20 protein-coding genes are annotated in these 15,789 nt (G+C 48.0%); 7 read left to right on the top strand and 13 right to left on the bottom strand.

Annotated features, from left to right (window positions below; translation table 11 throughout):
- The first annotated feature begins 500 nt into the window (after positions 1-500).
- Positions 501-734 (top strand): hypothetical protein, encoded by a 234-nt coding sequence (locus tag QUA40_RS23690; RefSeq protein ID WP_242722513.1) that lies wholly within the window; start codon positions 501-503, stop codon positions 732-734.
- 295 nt (positions 735-1,029) lie between these two features.
- Here the strand turns inward: QUA40_RS23690 and QUA40_RS23685 are convergent, their stop codons facing one another.
- Together QUA40_RS23685 and QUA40_RS23680 are read right to left on the bottom strand one after the other, a co-directional pair.
- On the bottom strand, positions 1,030-1,263 hold the full coding sequence (locus tag QUA40_RS23685; RefSeq protein ID WP_333047607.1) for a ferredoxin-thioredoxin reductase variable chain: 234 nt from the start codon (positions 1,261-1,263) through the stop codon (positions 1,030-1,032).
- Positions 1,264-1,564: 301 nt separating this feature from the next.
- Complete coding sequence (locus QUA40_RS23680) at positions 1,565-2,485, bottom strand: cyclase family protein (RefSeq protein ID WP_333130424.1); 921 nt, start codon at positions 2,483-2,485, stop codon at positions 1,565-1,567.
- Here QUA40_RS23680 and QUA40_RS23675 point away from each other — a divergent pair.
- Positions 2,484-2,720 (top strand): hypothetical protein, encoded by a 237-nt coding sequence (locus tag QUA40_RS23675; protein ID WP_333130421.1) that lies wholly within the window; start codon positions 2,484-2,486, stop codon positions 2,718-2,720. The two genes, QUA40_RS23680 and QUA40_RS23675, sit on opposite strands and share 2 nt — an antisense overlap.
- Positions 2,721-2,802: 82 nt before the next feature.
- On the opposite strand, the gene QUA40_RS23670 is transcribed toward QUA40_RS23675, so the two are convergent.
- Positions 2,803-5,574 (bottom strand): DUF3536 domain-containing protein, encoded by a 2,772-nt coding sequence (locus QUA40_RS23670; protein ID WP_333130418.1) that lies wholly within the window; start codon positions 5,572-5,574, stop codon positions 2,803-2,805.
- 63 nt (positions 5,575-5,637) lie between these two features.
- Entirely contained in the window at positions 5,638-5,904 is a 267-nt protein-coding gene (locus tag QUA40_RS23665) for a hypothetical protein (RefSeq protein ID WP_333130416.1), read from the bottom strand.
- A gap of 222 nt (positions 5,905-6,126) precedes the next feature.
- Here QUA40_RS23665 and QUA40_RS23660 point away from each other — a divergent pair, with 222 nt between their 5' ends.
- From QUA40_RS23660 to QUA40_RS23640, 5 genes are all read left to right on the top strand, one after another.
- A complete protein-coding gene (locus QUA40_RS23660; RefSeq protein WP_333130414.1) occupies positions 6,127-6,342 on the top strand; it encodes a hypothetical protein in 216 nt (71 codons plus the stop codon).
- Positions 6,343-6,397: 55 nt separating this feature from the next.
- Positions 6,398-6,577, top strand: coding sequence for a DUF1016 N-terminal domain-containing protein (locus QUA40_RS23655; RefSeq protein WP_333130412.1), 180 nt, complete (start codon positions 6,398-6,400; stop codon positions 6,575-6,577).
- Between the two features lie 194 nt (positions 6,578-6,771).
- Positions 6,772-7,647, top strand: a complete 876-nt coding sequence (locus tag QUA40_RS23650) for a DUF4145 domain-containing protein (protein ID WP_333130410.1) — start codon at positions 6,772-6,774, stop codon at positions 7,645-7,647.
- A gap of 55 nt (positions 7,648-7,702) precedes the next feature.
- The gene (locus tag QUA40_RS23645) at positions 7,703-8,200 is read left to right on the top strand and encodes a DUF4365 domain-containing protein (RefSeq protein ID WP_333130407.1); all 498 of its coding nucleotides are present in this window, start codon (positions 7,703-7,705) and stop codon (positions 8,198-8,200) included.
- Positions 8,197-8,745: a hypothetical protein gene (locus QUA40_RS23640; protein ID WP_333130405.1), complete on the top strand. Its 549-nt coding sequence runs from the start codon at positions 8,197-8,199 to the stop codon at positions 8,743-8,745. The genes QUA40_RS23645 and QUA40_RS23640 overlap by 4 nt, the downstream gene beginning before the upstream one ends.
- Positions 8,746-8,891: 146 nt before the next feature.
- Here QUA40_RS23640 and QUA40_RS23635 read toward each other — a convergent pair whose 3' ends face one another.
- The 9 genes from QUA40_RS23635 to QUA40_RS23595 all read right to left on the bottom strand — a co-directional run bounded on the left by QUA40_RS23635 (position 8,892) and on the right by QUA40_RS23595 (position 15,737).
- Positions 8,892-9,704 carry an alpha/beta hydrolase gene (locus tag QUA40_RS23635; protein WP_333130403.1) on the bottom strand — a complete coding sequence of 271 codons (813 nt, stop codon included), beginning with the start codon at positions 9,702-9,704 and terminating at the stop codon, positions 8,892-8,894.
- A 32-nt stretch (positions 9,705-9,736) separates the two neighbouring features.
- Positions 9,737-10,939, bottom strand: a complete 1,203-nt coding sequence (locus QUA40_RS23630) for an FAD-dependent monooxygenase (RefSeq protein WP_333130400.1) — start codon at positions 10,937-10,939, stop codon at positions 9,737-9,739.
- 479 nt (positions 10,940-11,418) lie between these two features.
- Positions 11,419-11,760 carry a hypothetical protein gene (locus QUA40_RS23625; protein WP_333130398.1) on the bottom strand — a complete coding sequence of 114 codons (342 nt, stop codon included), beginning with the start codon at positions 11,758-11,760 and terminating at the stop codon, positions 11,419-11,421.
- On the bottom strand, positions 11,760-12,119 hold the full coding sequence (locus QUA40_RS23620; RefSeq protein WP_333130396.1) for a hypothetical protein: 360 nt from the start codon (positions 12,117-12,119) through the stop codon (positions 11,760-11,762). Before QUA40_RS23620 ends, QUA40_RS23625 begins: the two co-directional genes overlap by 1 nt.
- A 1-nt stretch (position 12,120) precedes the next feature.
- Complete coding sequence (locus QUA40_RS23615; protein WP_333130394.1) at positions 12,121-13,335, bottom strand: divalent metal cation transporter; 1,215 nt, start codon at positions 13,333-13,335, stop codon at positions 12,121-12,123.
- On the bottom strand, positions 13,332-13,727 hold the full coding sequence (locus QUA40_RS23610) for a hypothetical protein (RefSeq protein WP_333130392.1): 396 nt from the start codon (positions 13,725-13,727) through the stop codon (positions 13,332-13,334). Before QUA40_RS23610 ends, QUA40_RS23615 begins: the two co-directional genes overlap by 4 nt.
- A 163-nt stretch (positions 13,728-13,890) precedes the next feature.
- On the bottom strand, positions 13,891-14,685 hold the full coding sequence (locus QUA40_RS23605; RefSeq protein ID WP_333130390.1) for an SDR family oxidoreductase: 795 nt from the start codon (positions 14,683-14,685) through the stop codon (positions 13,891-13,893).
- 77 nt (positions 14,686-14,762) lie between these two features.
- Positions 14,763-15,182: a VOC family protein gene (locus QUA40_RS23600; RefSeq protein WP_333130388.1), complete on the bottom strand. Its 420-nt coding sequence runs from the start codon at positions 15,180-15,182 to the stop codon at positions 14,763-14,765.
- A 63-nt stretch (positions 15,183-15,245) separates the two neighbouring features.
- Positions 15,246-15,737, bottom strand: a complete 492-nt coding sequence (locus QUA40_RS23595; protein WP_333130426.1) for a GrpB family protein — start codon at positions 15,735-15,737, stop codon at positions 15,246-15,248.
- Positions 15,738-15,789: the final 52 nt, after the last annotated feature.

Here is a 15,789-nt window from a genome sequence, read left to right as displayed (position 1 = left end):
GGCACATCTCTTGATGAAATTATTCGTGCTTATTGTGCATGAATAGTGTCTCATACTTATTTGAAATGACTATATCTGCCTGTATCTGCGGTAAAAAAAAGAGAAGTTTTAGGGTCGCAGATGACAATGGATTGACGCTGATTCACGCAGCTCAAGAGTAGAGAGATAGGAATAATTCCGATGCTAACAGATAGATCGGAATAGTCAAATCCAGTCAACAGTCAACAATCACGGATGGATGGTGCAACCGGAATTGATAGAATTCATCTGCGTTAATCTGTGTTTATCTACCTGTATCTGCGGTAAAAAAAAGAGAATTTTTCGGGCCGCAGATGACAATGGATTGACGCTAATTCACGCAGCTCAAGAGTAGAGAGATAGGAATAATTCCGATGCTAACAGATTTGAGATAAATCCCAAATCCCAAATCCAAAATTGATTTAGTGTGTTAGCTTGAAGTCATTACAGCAAATATTAGCCACAGTCGCCCCCAAACAATCATGCTGCCCCACGAGTTGCAAAACATTGCCCCAGAACCGACTCCCGCGGCCGAAATTTTTCAGAGACACCAAATTGTCCGCGAGTTTTACGACGAAATTAAGTACCGTCAAGAGCTAGAACTTCACTGCCAGTGGTATTACGCTACAGCCAAGCAGCATCAGCAGGAATTGCAGAAAATGCAGGGAGATTGGAATATTTTAGGTTGGTTTAGCCGCGGACGGTCGAAAAATTAAGGAGTGAACAAAAAAGGTGGTTTGTAGTAAGGGCTTTAGTCCCGCCGATCGACTAAAAGCCACAGAAAAAACTGAACTCCTCACTACAAACTCTATAACAGTTATAGGGCCCCCGCGCAAAAACGGATAATTGCTTTCCGACAGGAGTAGTGATCAGCCCAAAATTTTAGATCATCGTTCAAGCTTCCAGATTCATCTGTGGAGTAAATCTAAAATCTAAAATCTAAAATCTAAAATCGACTGACCGGATTGGATATTGTCTTTGATCTCCGGCTTCAACTTTTTTTTGAGACAGCTAGACTTCCGAGGATATCAATTCGACCTCATCCTCTTTCAGGTGAGCTCTAAATTTTTTGTCAAACTGAACTAGAACCGGCCAATTGGCACTGACAGGGCGGCCATGCCATTCGTGAACGATCGCCACGACTTCTCCTTCCATACCCTTAATATCAAATGGTTGACTGCGATTTTGAGGGTGGTGGTAGACAACAACAGAGTTTTTAATGCAAACGCGATCGCCAACTTTCATAAATTTAAACTTAGTGTTCTTTCTTCCAAACAATACAAAGCGTGCAAGTGCAGAACACCTGTACGCTTTGGCGACAGTCTTTTTATCTTCCCACACAAGTAGACCGAAAACTCATAGGACTTACGCACGGGTGGCCAGAAACCGGGTTTTTACGAAAATCCTGCGCCGTAGTCCCCAGTCAGGGTAAAAAACCCGGTTTCTTCAGTTTCCCGGCGTCCAGAACTGACTCAAAGAAAATTAGCGGTTGTCTGTCGGTATAGCAACCGCCACATGGGGCGCGGACATAAATAGCCTATGGACTTTACCGAACTCGTACACCGAGTTGCCGATCCCAGTGGAGGGATTTGGCTGCTTTGGCAAGCGGAGCTTCGGGCATCTGCCCCACGGATACGCCATAGTGCCAATTCGGTGGGCAAATGGCGATGTAGCGGGCATAGCCGCCTAATCCCCCCTGTAATTTGGGATAGCCGATCGTCACTAAGGCTCCTGTTTCGGGCACTCGATCAAGATTGGCCACTCCCTCGGCCTGAGTATAGCCATTTCTGAGTAACCAGGCTTCTCCTTCCAGCGTCGGCGTACTATCGGTATCTAGGGGTTCATGGCCATGAAACAGAATTTTACGTTCTAGATGCAAAAATTTCAGAGCCTCCAGCGAAACACCCGGAAAATGGGTGAGGGTTCCCAGTTTAGGATTGGACCATTCTTTCGACCAATCTGAACGGACAAACACCACCGATCCTTCCGGAATTCTGCCGTGTTGCCGTTCCCAAGTCAGAATATCCCCCACTTGCAGGGCATAATTTGGATCCTGAGCCACCTTCTCCTGAATCGGAATAACCACTAACGGACGGACGGCAAAGGTGGGTGGTAACTCGTCAATTGCAGGATAGTCAGGATTCCAGTGGGCTGGGGGATCTAGTTGGGTACCCAGTTGGTCGGTAGGCAGATCGTAGTGGGTTGCTTCAAAGCCATCGGCAGCATAGGTGTAAGCTTTGCCCGTTTTGGGGTCTGTGGTGGCTGAAAATTTAGGCTGTCCAAAACCCGACCAAACAGGGATGGTTGGCGTAATGGTATGGGTGAGGTCTACGTATTTTGCTGATTTGAGTGACTGTTGATAGACTTGCCAAAGTGGGGGGTTAGGAATTGGCCCAGCAATGGCGATCGACCAAGAAATGATTGCACAAAAGACAACAATAAATCCTAAGAATCTAAATCTTTTCATGACTTTTTCTTCTTGTTATACCAACCGTTTTCGTCGGTTAGGAGGCAAGAAAGCGCAACACATTCAAGGGTCGCATTTCTCAGGCTATCAAACTGATCCTTGTGTTTGCGAATTCGACTCTCAGCAGCAAAAGCGAGAACTTGTAGTTGATGCCATAACCGACGAAAGCGGTTGCTATAGGTTCGATCGCCCGCCGCGATCCACGTCAGCCGAAATGTTGATGATTCTCGGTTGAACCCGCAGGCCCGATCGGCCTTTAAAGCTCGATCGGGCGGACTGTCAAGCACCGGAATTGATTTGGTTGGCTAATCAGGAAACTATTTACTTAACTGATTTAACCAACACTCAACATCAACGCCCAAGGTTTGACCCAACTCCAGCAACTGCCGGATCGAAGGCAAGTCCCAGCCGGCGCCGGAACCTGCAATTCCCAAGGCAACGGCAGCGACCACACTGTCGCCCGCCGACACCTCTTGCAGTTGCAGCCAGCCCAAACACAGGGGCACAATTTGACTGTAGAGAGAATTGAAATACAGTTCCTGCGATCGATCCAGACACAAACCCAGACTCAGCCGATCGCCCACCGCAATCAAACGCTCGATCGTGCGGATATCAGCTTCTAAGTTGACAGGCGAGCTATCCTCCGCGCCCGATCCTGCTTGCAGCAGCGCCTCAAGCGATCGCCAAACCAGCTTTTCCAAAATTTCCTTGACTTCGGGAACGTTCAACCGACAGCGGAGATGGCCGCTTTCAGTGGCGATCGCCTCAATTTCGGCCAGCAGCGGTTCCACATCCTCGGTTTCCAGTTCCAGGGCCTTGGCCGCCGTCAAACAGCGGTGTCCCAAAGCCACCTCAGCAGCCACCTGCAACTCTACCGGCACCTGCAACTCGTCTCGGTGGAACGCCATCATCACCCCGTAATTTTCGCGGTAAACCTGAGTGTAAAGCTGATCCAACCGAGTCAAGTTTTCCTGACTCAGCAACTGCACGATCCGGTGGCGTTCCTCAGCAAATAAATCCCGCAAGCTAAAGGACTGATCCCCAAACAGCCGCACCATTTCCAGAATGGCGTGGGATGCCGAAGCTTCTTGCATAACTCCAAACAACCGCTCTTTGAGCATAGTGTAAGACCGGCGGCTGCCAAAAGGCTGAATGCAGCAGTGGAAGTCCCAGCCGCCGAGGTGCAACGCAGCAAACACAAAAACCTCGGTTTCCCGCGTAATTTCCGAGGTTAACTGCAATTGACCCACAGCCAGAGTCATCGAGCCCATGCGCTGAATTTGGAAATCTTGCTGCTGGGCCTGATAGCAGTAAAGTCGCTCTTCGCGGGAAAATTTGGCAAACAGAGAACTGATTGCGTAGTGGGCGGCCACTTGTTTGAGACTAATTTGAGCTGTCACCACCAGTTTGCGGTAAACTTCGGCTCCTGTTTGGAAATAGTCAACGTTACTGGGTACTAGGGCTAGTCGATCGACAAAATCCTTTTCTAGCTGCACGCCCGTAACTTCGCCCGCCAATTCCAGCGCCCGGGCCGCGTAGCGCAGAATTTGCACGCCTTCTGGCCGCGAGATTTCTTCAAAAAACCAGCCGCAGCTAGTGAACATTAACAGGGTGTGGCGCTGCATTTCCAGCAGTCGCAGTGCGTCCACCTGTTCGGAGGCATCGAGTTCGCGCACTTGATGGCGTTCGAGGAACCTGTCAACGTTAGCGGGCGATCGATCCCGGATGACCTCAATATATTCATCTCTGGCCTTCCAGGGATCGCAAAACAGCTTGCGCCCCGCTTCTTCGTAAATCGGAATCAGTCGATCGCGCAGCCAATTCAGAGTATCCCGCAGAGGGCGGCGCCATTTGAGGTGCCATCCGCCGCCGCCACCGCAGCCGCAATCATCTTGCCAGCGATCGACCCCGTGAGAGCAACTCCAGGCCGTTACGGGTTTGAGTTCCACTTCCCAAGCGCTCGGATTTTGACTTAAATAATGAGCAAAATTCGTCACCGTCCAGCCGCGGCGGGGAAACTCTTCTGTAAATGCGTAAGCGAGGCATTTTTCGGTACTATTTTTGTGATGGCCGAAAGTTTCGCCGTCCGTCGCCACGCAGATTAATTGAGCAGGTCGGTGGTCTCCCCGTACTGCTTGACCCAACCGCCCGACCAAGTGGTGGCTGCTGCTGAGCACGTCATTGAAGCCCATATCCCGCGAGATCGGGCCGTCGTAGAAAAAGATATCGATGTAGGGAGTGTTGGTAGTTGGGGCTGCAGAATTTTGGGAGTGCTGGCGGCCAAAATAGTGAGTGCTCAGCGGCGAGAGTTGGTGGTCAGCCATCAACCGCATTTCCGGCTTCAAATAGCAGCGGTACGGGCGAGTCGGATCGATTTGACCCCCGCCAACTTCGTGCCATTCGGAATTTTGCCCTGGTTCCCCTTCGTGGTTTTGCCCGATTAGCGGGCGGCAGCGTTCGGCTTGGGAGGGGGCTAAGACAATGAAGCGGATGCCTTCAGCGACTAAAACTTCGAGGGTGGCGTAGTCTACGGCGGTTTCGGCGAGCCACATTCCTTCGGGCTCGCGATTGAATCGGGAGCGAAAATCTGCGATCCCCCAGCGAATTTGGGTGTATTTGTCTCGCTCGTTAGCCAGCGGCATGATGATGTGATTGTAGACTTGGGCGATCGCGTTGCCGTGACCGTTGAGGCGCTGACAGCTTTTGCGATCGGCCTCCAGAATCCGCTGGTAGACTTCCGCGTCGTAGCGTTCCAGCCAGCTCATCAGGGTAGGGCCGATGTTGAAGCTCATATACTCGTAGTTGTTGACGATCCCCGCGACTTCGCCGCGATCGTTGAGTATGCGGGCAAAGGCGTTCGGGCGGTAGCACTCGTTGTCAATGCGTTCGTTCCAGTCGTGGGCGGGAGAGGCGCTGGCTTGGCGTTCGATCGCGTCCAGATAAGGGTTTTCCCGGGGCGGCTGGTAAAAGTGACCGTGAACCGTCACGCACACCCCAGTTGCAGCAGCCACGGTGCTTTGGGTTGCAGCCGTTACGGTTGGCGCAGGCAAAGGTAGCACATCGGATTGAGTAGTAGAAATCGAAATCATGCGAGCAAATCCTCACTCAAGTAGTTAAAGACAATAAAACCAGCCTAATTAGAAACTGAAACCTTACGCAGCAAGAGTTACAGCTAGGCATCTGTTAGGACTAAATTTGGCTGACAAGTTTTGATACATTTGTAGTATTGCGAGCAAAGCATTCGTTCCAAGATGCCAACCGTCGATCCCTGGTTTTTTTGCCAATGCTTTGCTGTTGAAAGAGTTAAAAAAGGTAGCTTTTGCTGCTTTTTTGCACTTGCGACCCATTTCGGGTTCGTGCTTGCAGGGCTGCTCATTGAGAGTTTCATTTACCTTGCTGGATTGTAAAGTCTTATTCATTAAATAGCAACTTTTCGCCGGAAAGATTTAATTTTTGGCACTAAATCTTGGCGGTTGTGGATATCGGTTTAATGCCCGATCGATTTATAGAATAAGAGTTCTGGCCGAGTTTCGCATCATACTTTAGGTGCTTTTTACCTAATTTCTGGAGAAGTTAGGCCAGTTGGGTTAGGGCGGGGCAGATTTGCTGCAAATGTACTTTCCAGAAGAGTTGTAACACTGGTGCGAAGTCAAAAGGCAACAAAAAAGCAAAACGGTAAGTGTTATGTTTTAACTCCTGAGAGGTATGTGGGGGCGGAGGCCTGGGAGGAGGAGGAGGAGGGTTTGGACGAGAAGATGCTGCATTTGACGGCGAAGTTGGAGAGGCAATTTGTCGAGAGTGCCAAGTTAGAGGCGATGATTCGGGAAAATCTGCTGAGGGTGGGTTCTGGCGGATAGTTCGTCAATTGCTGAAGATAATCATGATTTTTTGCGAGAACTTAAGGAACGTATTGTGCAATATCAAGTGCGGGCCGTACTTTCTGTTAATCGCGAATTACTGTTGCTTTACTGGTCAATTGAATGGAATATTTTAAACAGGCAACAGCAGCGAGGATGGGGAGCCAAAGTTATAGAGCATTTAGCTGTTGACTCAGAAACAGCTTTTCCTCAAAGGACGTTTGCCGACGATTGAGCAGTTGGAAGCTGAGTTAGAAGCGGTGGATGTGGAAATTGAGGAGCAATGATAAAATTGGAGAGTGCGAAGTAAAGATAACTCTTATCGAAAATCGCGCAGACTTGGAGCCATTCGCGATACCCTACTCCGCAAGGTTCTCTCGGGCGAGCTTCGTGTGAAAGATACGGATTTTTTTTGGAGGCATCATTGTAATGAGACTACCGCCTAGCATTTTAAACAAATATCTCGCTCGGTTTGATGAACTTATACAAGAAGGAGAAAGGATTTATAAAGTTCTTAAAGATATGTCCATTGCTTTCTTGTGGGGCACGGAGGAAGTAATTAGAGCTTTAACTCAACAAGAACTTGAATATCGACACAAACTGCCGGGGTGGTATTTAAACTATTTATCGTTACTAGATCGAATCATTCCTCCCAGGAGTGTTCATCGAAAATTATTGGATGGAACCGAACGTTATTTCGAGGATTTCGAGAAATTGAATACCCACGTTTATCAATTAAGTTTATCAATTAAAAAAATGAAAGATGACTTTAAAGGTAATTTAAAAAATTTGGGACTTGGTGAGTTAGGAGCTGCAATTGCCGCAGATTATATGGGTCAAGCAGAACAATTGAATACCCACATTTATAGATTAAAAGGATTGAAAGATGACTTTAAAAAAGGTTTTTTAGGAGATTTGGGACTTGAGATAGAAGCTGAAATAGTCGCAGATTATATGGGTCAAGCAGAACATTTGTTAGCAGAGGGTCAGTCTGGTAAATATGACCATGTACCAGCAGCCGTATTAGCTGGAGCTGTTTTAGAGAAATCTCTACGAACTCTCTGTGATAAGCAGAGTCCGTCCATACCAACAGTCAATGATAAGGGTAAACCCCTAACACTCACCCCTTTGATTGAGGCCTTGAAAAAAAATAAGGTATTTAATGAAGTAACAGCTAAGCAGCTTAGAGGTTGGGCTGATATTCGGAATAGTGCAGCTCACGGAAATTTTGATGAGTTTAATCGTAGCCAGGTGGATCTGATGATTCAAGGAATTAATAATTTTTTGGCAACCCACATGATATGAATTTATCTATAATGTCCTACCAAATAGATTAACAAGAATAATCGCTACGTAAAAAGTGGACATCAACCAACAAAAAGAACAATTCAGCAACATCTACCTGCAAGCTGTCACCACCGTTGCCGGCTATTCCGTCTACACACCTTCCGTAGACGATGACAGCGTAGACTGGGGAGTAGCGGCGAAAGGCGGGACAGGCCGCATTAGAGCACCTCGCTTAGAATTGCAGTTAAAATCTACATCAAGAGATATCCAAGACAATCACTTTATCCGCTACCCCCTCAAGCTCAAAAACTACGACGACTTAAGAATGGATGACTTCGCCATTCCCCGAATTTTAGTTGTCGTTTTAATTCCAGAAACACCCGAAGACTGGTTAACCCAGTCCGAAACAGAACTCTGCATCAGAGGCTGCGGATATTGGATATCGCTGCGGGGAAAGCCAAAAACACAAAACACAAACGCTGTCAGCGTCCCCATCCCCAAAACCAACCAATTTACAGTCGCCACCCTTCAGTCAATTATGGAGAGAATTAGCCAAGGAGTTCAACCATGAAAATCACCGTAAAAGATAGCCAAACTCTCGAAACAATCAAGCTAAATCAACTGAGAAATTACTTACAAACTCACGGCTGGCATCAAGACAAACCTTTCTTAGATAATGCCACACTTTGGCACAAACCAACAGCCGATGCAGAAGAATTTGAAATATTGCTACCTAACCGGGAAAACCTGGGAGATTATGCAGCCCGCATCCGCGAGGCAATCCAAACCCTAGAAAACGCAGAAAATCGCCCTCAAATTGAAATTTTAAGCGAACTACTTACCCGCATTCCCAACACGACTATTCAGGGAATTGTTATGCAAATTCACACCCCAAATACCAAAAAATTAAGTGGCGAAATTACTCTCCTCGGTCTTGTAATTGCCAAATTGCGGAAAATTCAAACTACACTCGCAGACAGAGATTATATCCTGGCGATTAAAGCTTATCAAGAACGCTTACCGATTCTCTGTAGCGGTGACTTAATCAAAGACAACAACGCCTTCATCCTCACAAACCCCCACAACTTAACTCTCGATGAATTATGGCAAAACTAACAGATTTTGTCGAAATCTCTATTAGACCTCTTGCAAAAATCCTTTTCCTCAATTGATGGGACGGGCAAGATGCCCATCCCACAAGAGTTATTTTTTCTTGTGGGATGGGCATCTTGCCCGTGCTAATTATTTTTGCAAGAGGTCTATTAAACACCTTCCAAACAGATATCAAGTTCTCTAGCAAAGGCCTCTGGCGCATCCAGCATCAGCCAGTGTCCAGTATCTGGTAGCGTAGTTGTCGTCAGTGTGGGACGGAGGATGTGGAGGCTGAACGGAAAATTGTTTGAGGGAGCAATAATGGCGTGGGCCCGTGTTCCAGGGGCTGCTAGGTAGCGATCGAGAGCATCAACAGCTTCAAAGGCAAACATCCCGCGATACATTCCACACAAGCAATCCTGTGGAGTCGCCGCCAAGCAAGCGAGAATCCGATCGCGCGTCTGGGCCGTGCTTCCTGTCAGCGCCTCATTGAAGCTGGTTTCCACAGCAGCCCGCCAATCCTCCGTCTCCAGAGCCCTCTGGTAGGGGACGATCAGTTCGTACACCTCTGCAGGAACCTTGGTAAAGTCTCCAGGTGCGTCTGCCAGGATCAACTGCGCGATGCGGTGCGGTGCGCTGGCTGCTGTGGCGAGGGCAATACAGGCACCGAAACTGTGCCCGACGATCGCCACTCGATCGAGTCCCAGCCCATCCAGTACCGCAAAAACATCCGCTGCACAGGAGGCGGGCGCATAGTTGCCGTCCTCCGGCGGTGCAGAATCACCGTGTCCCCGCATATCAAGGGCGATCGCGCGTCGGGTACGGGCGACACGGGCAAGCTGGGCATCCCAGATGTTCGCAGAAACCGCCATACCGTGCACGAACACCACCGGCAGCGGTTCCGACTCCCCAGCCGTGACAGGCGGGCTGGCTTCGATGATGTGAATAGTGCCGATCGGTCCTTTGATAGTTGTCGATCGCATAAAATCTTCTCCTAACTTTGAATTTCCTCTTTTCACACAACCAATTTTACCTGCGTTACTCCTTGGCGCAATTCATACTGTCCTTTTACCCAAAATTGTTTAATTCTTTCACCCAAAAACGGAGCAGCTTGCATCATCAATAAACGCAATAATCCATTTTTTCGCAGTTGTTCGCCTTTCCACGCTTCTTGTGCTTGAAGTTGTTGAGCGCGAATAATTTCCGGTTCGCGTTCTGCCTGAATCCGCGATAATGCTAAGTCAATATCCTGGTAATTAGCCCCTGCTTTCAATAAAGGTACAAGGTGATTGGTGGCAACAATTACATCGCGCAACGCCATGTTAATTCCTTGAGCGCGAACCGGAGACATCGGATGTGCCGCATCCCCCAAAAGTATGATTCCTGGTCGATGCCAGCGCGGACAGCGACCAACCACAACAGATAATCGCATCGGAGATTCGATCGTATCGGCACAGTTGCGGAAATGTTCTGCCATCCACCCAGGCGATAGGGATGCGAAAGTTTCTGCCCAGTCTGTGTGTTTCCAATCGGTTTTGTCATCTGCCGATAGCACCCAAGCCAGATGAAGTTTTCCTGATTCTGCCCCATGAAAGACACTAAATCCGCTACCGCCATTCAGGATGGAATAAAATACATTATCCGCCACAAACCGAGAATGAGCGGCAAGTTTAAACCACAAAACATCTATACTATTATTATGCTGTTTTACTAACTCTAATTCTGCACGTTGTCGTACAACCGAGTTTCTACCATCTGTACCAATCACAAGTGCAGCAGGAATGTCTCGCCCATCTCCTAGCTTTACACCCGCAATGCGATCGTTGCTGTACAGTAAATCTTTTACCGGAACACCTGGGATAAACTCAAATTTTGGATGCAACTGAGCTTCTGAAATTAGTGTTTCTAGCAAAGGCGGTTGCGATACCAGCGTACAAGGTCGATTTGACCCCATTGGCTCATCAACTCGAAATAGTTGCCGATCGCCCACAACGAACTCCCAGGCATCAATTTGTCGGTGTGGAACACCTTCTAGCATAGTGGATAAGCCAATTTGGGCGATCGCATCCAATCCGCTGGGCATTAACGCTTCACCGCGAAACACTCGGTAGGAATCTTTTGCAGCCTCAACCAACGTTGTGGCAATACCTCGTTTCACCAGCAGCAAGGCAAGTGCCGCACCAGTTGGCCCTGCTCCCACAATTACAACTTGCGTCATTGCCATTCCCCATTGCTTTTTAATGTATTTCCCAGCTTAATTTCCATCCTAAGAGATAAAGCACTGCCCGCAACTATTCATCCACTTCTGCTGAAAAAGATTCTGGTAAAGACCGAATTTGCTAGACTATAATGTTTTATTAACGGTAAAAAATTGAGATACATTTACTACAGAATCTTTGGACAAACCCGTAACTTCTATCGGCAACTAAATATTCCCGGGTGCTTCTGCTAATCGAATGTTGGAAGTGATTATCCCCACCATAAGACGATACGAGTTTGAGTAAAAGTATTATCTTGAACAAGCAAAACAAGGCGGCGATAAGTTGTTCGGTCGCAAGTTCCGATTAATTTGACTTGCGATCGGGCTGATGCCTCCCCAGCCACAGAAAACCTTCAAAGCGCTGTCTAACCCACCACTGGCAGGCTGAACCTCAAATCGCTCGCCAAGGCCTCCACAGTGACCATAAAAATTTATGGTTAATGGCCATCTCTTTCTAACTGTTGCGAAATCTCTTTGAGCGCATCGATCGTGCAAATTAAGCGGGGATGCTCTGGATCGAATAAATCGAGTTGCTCCCAGGGAATACGATATCCCTTATGTAGATTGCGGGCACCCAAAAGATGCAGCAAACCTGCGCCTAAATTCCAGGCAGACAAACGCTCCAGGATCGCCGGTATGCCCACCAGATATTCTACAATTACCCAATCGTCGCCTTGCTGCTGGGCGCGCACCTCTTCAATGCGTCCAACGCGATTGCCCGTTGAATCAAATACGCATTTACCCAGCAGCAGTTCTAAGTGTAGTTCGCGACTTGCCATCAACTTCCTCCTGGAATGTGTTTAATCACGTGCTCGCGCAGCCAGACTTCGTAGGCTAATGCGGGAGTTTGTTCGGCATCGAGATCCACTTCCACATCAATGCCGATGTTTTGCACCCGGGACCAAGCAATGCGAAACGGTTCGGTGTGTTTAGCACCCCACTTGCTGGTAATCGCGGCAACCCAACGCGCGCAACGGGGATGAACTCGATGCGCTAAGGTGGTGACTCCTGTTTCAAGATACGCCAGTCGCGGTGGCTGTCCCTCTACGAGTTCTACAACAATGCCATCGACCTTGCCCATCTTGCGTTGGTTGCGATCGACAATCTGATTATCTAGGACATCTCGAATAACATCCATATCAACCTCCAAGCACTTCTAATGGAATGGCGACGATCGCTAGGACAAAAGTCAGAACAAGTGTGAAAATGGTGATACTGTTACTGATCCAGCCGTTGCAATGGTCGCCCACATACTCGCGATCGTTCATCAAGACCAAGAACGGGATAATCGCCACCGGTAAAATTACGGCAGTCAATGCCATTGAAAATAAGGTCAGTTGCAACGGATCGATTCCCACAACCATCAGCAGTGATGCCAGAAATACAAACACTGTGTAAACAAAGCTGAAACGGGCTGCCTCTTTGGGATGCAAACTTTCACCCCAGTTCCAACCAAAAGCCTGCGCCACAATATAAGCCGTGTCTAAGCTAACTTCCAAAGCCGCTCCAAAACAAGCAACGCCCAGCGATGCAGCAAACAGCACAAATCCCCAATATCCAAAAGGTTGGGTCAACATCAAAGCTGCTTGTTCGTAGCTGTCTACTTGAATTCCTCGCGGGTGCAATACCTGTGCCGCCACAATCAGCACTCCCAGCGAGACAAGGCTACCGAACCCCATGCCTAGCCCAGCAACTGCACGATTGACACCGAGATGCGATCGATCCCATTTATCTTCAACCGCACCCGAGGAGTAGAAGTAAAACAAATAGGGACTAATTAATGCCCCGAGGATACTGACAGCAATAAACAGATAATGGGCGGTGTCTTGTTGGGGTATGGTTGGCAAAAGTCCTTCAGCAACCGCGGGTAATGCTGGACGAAGCTTGAAGGTTGCCACCACAAACGCCAGTGTAATTAGTCCTAGGAAGGAAATGCCGTTTTCAATCAAGCTAAAAGTGCCCTTCCAAAGCAACAGCCAGATTGCAAAGGCAACGGGTAGCGCCCACCATTGAAAGCTAATGCCTGTTACCAGTTGCAGCGCAATACAGACGCCGCCAATTTCAGCACCCAGCACTAAAAAATCAACGATGACCTCAGCAATCAACGGGAATATGAAGAAATTGAAGCCCAATCGTTCGCGAACGGCATCTGCCAAAGTGTGTTTGCTGACTGCCGCGAGGCGACCTGACATTTCGACTAAAGCGATGACACAAATCGTACCTAGAACGATCGTCCAAATCAACTGAAACTCGAAGCTAGAGCCTGCTTCTGCGGCAGTGGCGATCGCTCCCACATCTAGGAAGCCGCCAATACTGGTGACAATACCCAAAGCAATTTCCCGAATCTTGTTCATGACCGGTCTCCCTGCGCTTTGAGTAATGTTTCAAGCTGCTGTTGTTCAATTGCAAGCTGCACCAGAGGTGTGGCGATCTCCGCTTTGCGGTGCTGCTTGATGGCCGTTGTCATCTGCTGAAGCGTTTGTTGTAACTGGTATATCTGTCTTGGCAAAGTAGGAGGGTCAGTCAAATCTTTGGTTTCCTTGGCAATTTCCTGCTGGGTCTTTTCCAAGGTCTGTTGAGCATAGAGGTCGGGAATGCTACCCTGTTGCCAAGTCTCTCCCACCATACGAGCGGTCGCTGTCCAAGATTCAACCGTTTTCAGCGTTTTGACCAGCTTATCATGGGAGGACGACTGACTACAGCCAGCTAGCACCAGCAGCAGACTGGCGAGTAAAGCTTTTTTCATGGGTGGCGATCGACTCCTCTAAGCAGTTTTACTAAAATTTTCCTGCTTCAAATCGGCAATTAACAGCATCCTTAGAGAGATTTCTCTCTTTAGGGAGGTTGGCATTAGTCCTAGAAAAGAGGGTGTTCTTAACTGATTTACGATCGCGATCTTACAAATCGGGCTAAACGATCGATCGCACAAGACCGCCATCGACTCGCAAAGCAGCTCCGTTAATAGCAGATGATACCGGACTGGCAATAAATGCGACAAGTGCCGCCACCTCCGAAGTCTCGGCAAAACGCTGAATCAGCGAAGAAGGGCGAGTCTTTTCAAAGAACTCTTTCTCCACTTGTTCGCGAGTCACCTTTTGGTTTTCTGCCAATCCTTGAATGAAATCTTCTACTCCTTCCGATCGCGTCGGCCCCGGCAGCACAGAATTAACAGTCACATTGCTGCCAACAGTCGTCTCTGCCAAACCGCGGGCGAGGGCAAGTTGCGCCGTTTTCGTGACTCCGTAGTGAATCATTTCTGCTGGAATGTTGAGCGCCGATTCGCTAGAGATGAAAATAATCCGCCCCCAATTTTTGCTCAGCATTAATGGTAGATATTTTCGAGAAAGTCGCACCCCGCTGATAACATTAATTTCCATAAAATTCATCCATTCATCATCGTCAACTTCCTCAAATGCTTTCGCTCCGTAAATTCCCAGATTATTGACCAGAATGTCAACTTCCGGGACTTGCTGAAATAATTCACCGGCTCCGGTTGCAGTTCCCAAATCGGCAGCGACACCTTGAAGTTTGGCATCGGGAGCAATTTCTTTGATTTGGTCGATCGCCCTTTTTACCCGCTCTTCAGTCCGTCCGTTAACGATGACAGTTGCACCTTCTTTGGCGAGTTCGGTGGCAATTGCCAAGCCAATTCCTGCCGTTGAGCCGCTTACAAGTGCAATTTTATCCGATAGTTTTAGTTCCATTTTTGTTGTTCTCCAAAAAGTATTCTAGCCCGCGGAGGCGGACTTTGTTTTTGTAGCCACGAATTCTATTCATTGGCTTAAAATTGTTTTTTCTCCACTGTAAATCCGATTTCTTGCCCGTAAGATAGTTCGAGCGTGTGACCGTCCGGGTCTCGCAAAAAAGCCCAGTAGCCGATCGGATATCCAGCATCTTTTGGTTCCTCAAGCAGCACCCCTTCTTGACGTGCTTTGTCGCAGAGAGAATCCATGTCTTCGCGGCTTTTGCAACCTACTCCCAGGTGTGCAAAGGGAGACAGAACGGGATGTACGGAGTCTGTTTGAATTAGCACAATTACAAAAGGGCGAGTGCGGTCAGAAAGCCAAACCACAGCAACTCCAGCTTCTGCATCAATGCGGCGGTGAACGACCTGCATTCCAGCATACTTGGAGTAGAATTCAATACTGCGATCGACATCAGAAACGGGCAGTGCGATGTGTGTGAGACCGATATCACTCATATATTATGTTGCTCCCTCATATTAGGCTTAATATCAAGAATTGCCACTTCCAATCTCATAAATTTAATGAGACGCTCGCCACTTTGCCGCTTTCAGATCCATTGCTTTAATGAGCCCATCTTTTCCGTCCATGTACCCTTGAATATTATCATGGTATTTGTTTGCGAGTTCTCGTTTTAGTTCGCTGTATTGCTGCGCGTCCTCAGGATGGGAAATCATATAATCTCGAAACGCTAAATGGCGCTCTATCTGCGCTGAGTTCACTTCAAACCCGTGAAGGTGGTGTGTTCTAATCCCTGCTTCATTACCCTTGCGAAAAAAACGACGACCGGATATCCCAAACTCACCCATTGCTTCATAACCTAATGCCTCAAGTGCTGAACTCTGTACATCAATTTTAGTAATATCTTTAACCTCAACTAGGATATCGATAATCGGCTTTGCATGAATTTGTGGAATGGCTGTGCTACCAATATGATGTATCGCAACCACATTGTCCCTAAGTGCAAGTGCAATCAGTTTCGACTCAGTAGACCTCTTGCAAAAGTCCCCAATAAGGGCAATAGTAAGGTGATAGAGAGGAAAAACTGATGACTTACGAACAAGT

The organism is Microcoleus sp. Pol11C3 (assembly GCF_036701485.1).
In the GTDB taxonomy this organism is placed as follows: domain Bacteria; phylum Cyanobacteriota; class Cyanobacteriia; order Cyanobacteriales; family Microcoleaceae; genus Microcoleus.
Note: the sequence above shows the minus strand (reverse complement) of the source record. Positions and strands in the feature narration are given on the sequence as shown.

Excerpts from the sequence above, each read along its gene's own strand:
- QUA40_RS23690 (WP_242722513.1), top strand. The coding sequence starts at position 501 with ATGCTGCCCCACGAGTTGCAAAACATTGCCCCAGAACCGACTCCCGCG.
- QUA40_RS23685 (WP_333047607.1), bottom strand. The coding sequence starts at position 1,263 with ATGAAAGTTGGCGATCGCGTTTGCATTAAAAACTCTGTTGTTGTCTAC.
- QUA40_RS23675 (WP_333130421.1), top strand. The coding sequence starts at position 2,484 with ATGACTTTTTCTTCTTGTTATACCAACCGTTTTCGTCGGTTAGGAGGC.
- QUA40_RS23680 (WP_333130424.1), bottom strand. The coding sequence starts at position 2,485 with ATGAAAAGATTTAGATTCTTAGGATTTATTGTTGTCTTTTGTGCAATC.
- QUA40_RS23670 (WP_333130418.1), bottom strand. The coding sequence starts at position 5,574 with ATGATTTCGATTTCTACTACTCAATCCGATGTGCTACCTTTGCCTGCG.
- QUA40_RS23665 (WP_333130416.1), bottom strand. The coding sequence starts at position 5,904 with ATGAATAAGACTTTACAATCCAGCAAGGTAAATGAAACTCTCAATGAG.
- QUA40_RS23650 (WP_333130410.1), top strand. The coding sequence starts at position 6,772 with ATGAGACTACCGCCTAGCATTTTAAACAAATATCTCGCTCGGTTTGAT.
- QUA40_RS23640 (WP_333130405.1), top strand. The coding sequence starts at position 8,197 with ATGAAAATCACCGTAAAAGATAGCCAAACTCTCGAAACAATCAAGCTA.
- QUA40_RS23635 (WP_333130403.1), bottom strand. The coding sequence starts at position 9,704 with ATGCGATCGACAACTATCAAAGGACCGATCGGCACTATTCACATCATC.
- QUA40_RS23630 (WP_333130400.1), bottom strand. The coding sequence starts at position 10,939 with ATGACGCAAGTTGTAATTGTGGGAGCAGGGCCAACTGGTGCGGCACTT.
- QUA40_RS23625 (WP_333130398.1), bottom strand. The coding sequence starts at position 11,760 with ATGGCAAGTCGCGAACTACACTTAGAACTGCTGCTGGGTAAATGCGTA.
- QUA40_RS23620 (WP_333130396.1), bottom strand. The coding sequence starts at position 12,119 with ATGGATGTTATTCGAGATGTCCTAGATAATCAGATTGTCGATCGCAAC.
- QUA40_RS23615 (WP_333130394.1), bottom strand. The coding sequence starts at position 13,335 with ATGAACAAGATTCGGGAAATTGCTTTGGGTATTGTCACCAGTATTGGC.
- QUA40_RS23610 (WP_333130392.1), bottom strand. The coding sequence starts at position 13,727 with ATGAAAAAAGCTTTACTCGCCAGTCTGCTGCTGGTGCTAGCTGGCTGT.
- QUA40_RS23605 (WP_333130390.1), bottom strand. The coding sequence starts at position 14,685 with ATGGAACTAAAACTATCGGATAAAATTGCACTTGTAAGCGGCTCAACG.
- QUA40_RS23600 (WP_333130388.1), bottom strand. The coding sequence starts at position 15,182 with ATGAGTGATATCGGTCTCACACACATCGCACTGCCCGTTTCTGATGTC.